This is a genomic window from Sphingopyxis sp. (assembly GCF_036675685.1).
In the GTDB taxonomy this organism is placed as follows: Bacteria; Pseudomonadota; Alphaproteobacteria; order Sphingomonadales; family Sphingomonadaceae; genus Sphingopyxis.
In genome coordinates this window covers 1-5,376 of the sequence record NZ_JAKFEM010000037.1, presented here as the reverse complement: position 1 = coordinate 5,376, position 5,376 = coordinate 1, and the positions used below count along the sequence as shown (strand labels likewise).

General features: G+C 64.2%; 7 protein-coding genes. 4 read left to right on the top strand and 3 right to left on the bottom strand.

Features of this window, described 5'->3' with window-relative positions; genetic code table 11:
- Nucleotides 1-85 precede the first annotated feature (85 nt).
- A complete protein-coding gene (locus V6M50_RS15380) occupies nucleotides 86-982 on the top strand; it encodes a beta-1,6-N-acetylglucosaminyltransferase (RefSeq protein WP_332819454.1) in 897 nt (298 codons plus the stop codon).
- Here V6M50_RS15380 and V6M50_RS15375 read toward each other — a convergent pair.
- The gene (locus tag V6M50_RS15375; RefSeq protein WP_332819453.1) at nucleotides 979-1,347 is read right to left on the bottom strand and encodes a winged helix-turn-helix transcriptional regulator; all 369 of its coding nucleotides are present in this window, start codon (nucleotides 1,345-1,347) and stop codon (nucleotides 979-981) included. The two genes, V6M50_RS15380 and V6M50_RS15375, sit on opposite strands and share 4 nt — an antisense overlap.
- A gap of 66 nt (nucleotides 1,348-1,413) precedes the next feature.
- On the opposite strand from V6M50_RS15375, the gene V6M50_RS15370 reads away from it, so the two are divergent.
- Nucleotides 1,414-1,728 (top strand): NIPSNAP family protein, encoded by a 315-nt coding sequence (locus V6M50_RS15370; RefSeq protein ID WP_332819452.1) that lies wholly within the window; start codon nucleotides 1,414-1,416, stop codon nucleotides 1,726-1,728.
- Nucleotides 1,722-2,663: a nuclear transport factor 2 family protein gene (locus V6M50_RS15365; RefSeq protein WP_332819451.1), complete on the top strand. Its 942-nt coding sequence runs from the start codon at nucleotides 1,722-1,724 to the stop codon at nucleotides 2,661-2,663. The genes V6M50_RS15370 and V6M50_RS15365 overlap by 7 nt, the downstream gene beginning before the upstream one ends.
- Here the strand turns inward: V6M50_RS15365 and V6M50_RS15360 are convergent.
- Both V6M50_RS15360 and ispG read right to left on the bottom strand, forming a co-directional pair.
- Nucleotides 2,660-3,091 (bottom strand): hypothetical protein, encoded by a 432-nt coding sequence (locus tag V6M50_RS15360; protein ID WP_332819450.1) that lies wholly within the window; start codon nucleotides 3,089-3,091, stop codon nucleotides 2,660-2,662. The two genes, V6M50_RS15365 and V6M50_RS15360, sit on opposite strands and share 4 nt — an antisense overlap.
- Nucleotides 3,092-3,153: 62 nt before the next feature.
- Entirely contained in the window at nucleotides 3,154-4,305 is a 1,152-nt protein-coding gene (gene ispG, locus V6M50_RS15355; protein WP_332819449.1) for a flavodoxin-dependent (E)-4-hydroxy-3-methylbut-2-enyl-diphosphate synthase, read from the bottom strand.
- 260 nt (nucleotides 4,306-4,565) lie between these two features.
- On the opposite strand from ispG, the gene V6M50_RS15350 reads away from it, so the two are divergent.
- On the top strand, nucleotides 4,566-5,315 hold the full coding sequence (locus tag V6M50_RS15350) for a TorF family putative porin (protein ID WP_332819448.1): 750 nt from the start codon (nucleotides 4,566-4,568) through the stop codon (nucleotides 5,313-5,315).
- Nucleotides 5,316-5,376 lie beyond the last annotated feature (61 nt).

The following is a 5,376-nucleotide window of genomic DNA, read 5'->3' as shown; positions in this document are numbered from 1 at the left end:
TTTGGTTGGGTTTTCCGGGACAGGAAAATGATCGCGATTCCGGTGGGCTGACAGCCCGGGTCGGCGATCCGAAAGGCATGCCTGCATGATCGGCTATTTCATCCTCCTCCACCGCTTTCCCGACCAGTTCAAACGGATGTTCAGCGCGATTTATGCGCCCGGCAACAGCTATGTGATCCATGTCGACAAGGGATCTGGCCCCGAGTTCGCCGCCGACATCGCGGCCTTCCTGAAACCCTATCAGGGGGTCGCGATCATCGAATCGAAAAAGGCGCTGTGGGGCGGGTACAGCCTGGTCGATGCCGAGCTGCGCGGAATGGCCAGGTTGCTGAAGATGAATCGCAGCTGGACCCATTATATCAATCTCAGCGGCCAGGATTTTCCGCTGAAGTCGCAGGCCTATATCCGCGCCTTCCTGCGCGCCAACCCGCGGCGGCAATATATCCGCGCGCTCGACCAGCGCGCCATCCGGCCCGACACGATGAACCGCGTCAGCCATATGTTCGTCGAGGCGCTGGGGCGGATGTTCCGCACCCGCCTGCCGCGTGCCTTCCTCAAAGATGCGACGCCCTTTATCGGCACGCAATGGAAAGCGGTCACGCGCAGCTTCTGCCAGTTCGCGGTTCATCACCCGAGCGCCGAGCGCTTCAAGACATTCTATCGTCGCAGCTTCATCCCCGACGAGGCGTTTTTCCAGACGCTGATGATGAACAGCGCCAACCAGGGCGAGATGATGAACGACGACCTGCGCACGATCGACTGGGTGCCCGACGGCGACATCAAGCTGCGCCCGCGCACCTTCGTCACCGCCGATGCTTTGCGCCTGACGCTGAGTCCCGACCTGTTCGCGCGCAAGTTCGATGCCGGGGAGGATGCGGCGATCTTCGACCTGCTCGAGGCGCATCTGAAGACGCCCGCGGCAAATGTCTATGTCGAGGAACCGGCTGCGCGACCACAGGACCGGACGCTCGAAGCGGCTTAATCCGTGCCCTGCTTGCGATAATCGAGGTGCGCCCGGCCCCATGCACGAATCGCGTGCATCAGCGGGCGCACCGTTTCGCCGTGCGCCGAAATCTCATATTCGACATGCGACGGCGCGAGCGAATGGACCGCGCGCACGATCAGCCGCTCTTCCTCGAGACCCCGCAGCGTTTCGGTCAGCACCTTGTGCGACACCTCGGGGATCAGCCGCCGGAGTTCGTTGAAGCGGCGCGTGCCACTGTCGAGATAATAGAGGCAGATCAGGCTCCATTTGCCGCCGATCGCGTTCAGCGCCGCGGTCATCGGGCAATTGGTCATCGGGGTCGGGGTGTTCGCCTCTGCGTCCGATGGATTTGACGTCGCCATGACCTGCTCCCGGTTACCAGAAAGTGCGTCCTTGTCGCCGGTCTTGGCAGCGGACAGGATGACGCGATGATAGTCGAGATGCGGACGTACCAGACCAAGCCCGGAATGCGGACCCGCTTTATCGAGATTTTCGAGGCCAAGACGCGTCCCGAGCATCGCCGGCTGGGCATGCGCATCGCGGGACCGTTCCTGAGCGTCGAGGATCCCGACACCTTCTTTTTCATGCGCGGGTTTCCCGACATGGAAAGCCGCGAGACGATGAAGGCCGATTTTTACGAAGGCCGGCTGTGGAAAGAGGAATTGGAGGAGGTGCTGATGCCGATGCTCGAGCGTTATGACGTGGTCGTCGTCGACGATCCCGAAGGCCGGATCGCATGGTGATCGCGCGGTTCATGGCGCTGCTAATCGCGTTGGCAAGCGTCCCCGCGATCGCGCAATCGGCGCCGGCCGCTTCGTCAGAGAGCACTCGCGACGGCCAGCGCGATTTCGATTTCGAGATCGGGACATGGGCGACCGAGGTGCGCGTGCTGCGCAATCCGCTGTCGGGCCAGCCGCCGGTCTGGGCCGAGTATCGCGGCACCAGCCTGGTTCGGGATTTGATGGACGGCCGGGCGAACAGCGTCGAGCTGTCGGTTGCGGGACCCGCGGGAAAGATCGAAGGCATCTCGCTGCGGCTGTACGATCCGGGCGCGCGCCGGTGGAGCCTGAACTTCGCCAGCCTGCGCGACGGGGCAATGACCCCGCCGGTGGTCGGCGGTTTCGGCGCCGACGGGCGAGGGGTCTTTTATGGCGCGGACAAGCTGGGCGAGCGCCCGATCCGCGTGCGGTTCGTCATCACGCAGGTCTCGGCCGACGAAGCGCGCTTCGAGCAGGCTTTTTCCGCCGATGACGGCGCGACATGGGAAGTGAACTGGATCGCGGTCGACCGGCGGGCGAAATCGGCCGCGGCCTTGCCCGCCGATCTCGCGCAGGCGGTGGAAGCCCATAATCGCGCGACGGTGGCCAAGGATATTGCTGCGCTAAGCGACTTGGTGACCGACGACTATCTGCTGGTGAATTCCGACGCGACGACGCAGGACAAGCGCTCCTATCTCGCCGATTTCGAAATGCCCGATTTCCGGATCGAACCGTTCACGATCGAGCAGCCGACCTCTCGCGTCGATGGCGACGCGGCAGTGACGGGCGGGCTTATGACGCTGCGCTGGACGCAGCGCGGACGGCCGGAGAGCCGCCGCCTGCGCATCGGCCATGTCTGGGTCAGGCAAGGCGGGCGCTGGCGCATCGCCTATACCCAGCTCACGCGCGTTCCGGCTTAGCCGAGATCGGTTCGCGCCTTGCGGCGCGCGAAGACGATGGCGAGCGCGGCGATGACGAGCGCGGGCTGGCCGATCACCGCGGGTGCGTCAGCCCAGAATGTCGCGGGACCGCAGATGCCGGCGGCGACTTCATAGATGTGGAGCAGGCCGTGGAAGGTCAGCCACAGCCCGCCGACAAGGGCGGCGCGCCAGCGGAGCGAGGGGTTGATCGTCGCATAGAGCAGGATCAGCCCCGACCCCAGATAGGCGAGCCCGATGTCGCGGATGAAATGCGCGTTGGGCGGGCCGGTGGTGACGACAGTCGGCACGAAGACATACCAGTCGAGCGGCTTGACCAGCATGAAGGCGCCATTGGCGATCGTCGTGACCGCGGCGATGAGCAGCAGGAGCTGGGCCAGGCGGTCGAGGGCGTCGAACTTACCGGTCATGTCTGGCCTCCTCGATCAGAATGGCGCGAGGCTAGTCCGTGCTGACACGAATGTAAAAAGCTTTACGCCGCCTTGCCGTGCAGCGTGTCCATGCTCACCGAACTGCCGGCGTCGATCTCGGCGGCCTTCGCTTCGACGAGCTTCACGATATGCTGGATCATGTCGGCATCCTCGACATGATGATCGGTGACGCCCGACAGGAATACCATATGCTTGCCGTTGCCGCCGCCGGTGATGCCGATATCGGTTTCGCGCGCCTCGCCGGGGCCGTTGACGACGCAGCCCAGGACCGAGAGCGACATCGGGGTCTTGATATGGCTCAGCGCCTCTTCGAGCGCCTGGACGGTGCGGATAACGTCGAAGCCCTGCCGCGCGCAGCTGGGGCAGGAGACGACGCGGACGCCGCGGGTGCGCAGGCCCAAGGATTTGAGGATTTCGTAGCCGACGCGTACCTCCTCCTCGGGTTCGGCCGACAAGCTGACGCGGATCGTGTCGCCGATGCCGGCCCAGAGGAGGTTGCCGATACCGAGCGCACTCTTCACCGTGCCGCCGATCAGCCCGCCGGCCTCGGTGATGCCGAGGTGGAGCGGGCAGTCGACCGCGTCGGCGAGCTGCGCATAGGCGGCGACCGCAAGGAAGACATCGCTCGCCTTCACCGCGACCTTATAGTCGTGGAAATCATGGTCCTGGAGCAGCTTGATATGGTCGAGCGCGCTTTCGACGAGCGCCTCGGGGCAGGGCTCGCCATATTTTTCGAGCAGGTCCTTCTCGAGCGACCCTGCGTTGACGCCGATGCGGATCGCGCAGCCGTTGGCCTTCGCGGCGCGGACGACCTCGCCGACGCGCTCGCTGCTGCCGATATTGCCGGGGTTGATGCGCAGGCACGCGGCGCCGGCGTCGGCGGCTTCGAGCGCGCGCTTATAGTGGAAATGGATGTCGGCGATAATCGGAATCCGCGCCGCGCGGACGATCTTGCCGAGCGCCGCGGTCGATTCGGTGTCGGGGCACGAGACGCGGATGAGGTCGGCGCCGGCTTCCTCGCAGCGGCGGATCTGGTCGATCGTCGCGACCGCGTCGCTGGTCAGCGTGTTGGTCATCGTCTGGACGCTGATCGGCGCGCCGCCGCCCACAGGGACGGCGCCGACCATGATCTGCCGCGACTCGCGCCGCGCAATGTCGCGCCAGGGGCGCAGGCCGGGATTGTGATCGCTCATAGATGCGGGCTCGACTGTGAGGGGATATGCGTCGCTCTTTAGCCGTCCGGCGGCGCGTTGGCAAAGTGCAAGCATCGTCCGCGCCGCTGTTGCGCGAAAGACACACTCTGCCGCCGATTCCGCTGCCCGCGCAATTTTTGTTTGTGCATCGCAGCAAAATCGGCAATTTCGAACATGTTCGTCGTTACAGGCCCGTACGAAGAGGCGTGGACGCGCACGGCAGGCTGGGACGATCCGTATTTTTATTAGGGGGATCACCCATGAAGTTTCTTACCAAAGCGTGTTTCGGCATGCTGCTCGCCGCGTCGGCGATGTCGACGCCTGCCTTCGCCCAGGAAGAAGAAGCCAGCGGCCCGTTCTCGCTTTCGGGCGGCATTTCGGTCACGTCGGATTATCGTTTCCGCGGCGTTTCGCTGTCGAACGAAAAGGTCGAAGTCCAGTCGACGCTAACGCTCAGCCATGAAAGCGGCTTCTATGTCGGCGCGTGGGGTTCGGGCCTTCCCGACAGCCCGGCCTATGGCAAATATGAACTCGATCTCTATGGCGGTTTCGCGACCGAAATCGCGAGCGGCACGACGGTCGACCTCGGCGTTACCTATTATACCTATCCCGGTAGCCACGACGGCGGCGCGCCGACCGACTATTTCGAAGGCATCGGCAAGCTGACGCACGACATCGGTCCGGTCTCGGTGACCGGCTTGGTGGCCTATGCGCCCAAGCAGAATTCGCTCGGCGACGACGACAATATCTACCTGAACCTGGGCGCCGGCTTCGGTATTCCCGACTCGCCGGTCACGCTGACCGCCGGTCTCGGCTACACCGATGGTTCGCTGGGTCTTGTTGCCGCCGACGGCAATTATCTCGACTGGTCGGTCGGCGCATCCTTCGCCGCCGGCCCGCTGACCTTCTCGGCGCAATATATCGACACCGACGTCAAAAAGACGGGCGTCAAGGCGCTCGACACGCTTTACGATCCAACCGTGGTCTTTACGCTGGGCGCATCTTTCTGATCGCCTAGCGGGTCAGCGACCACGCGCTAAGGGGGCGGCTTCGGGGGAGGCCGCCCCCTTT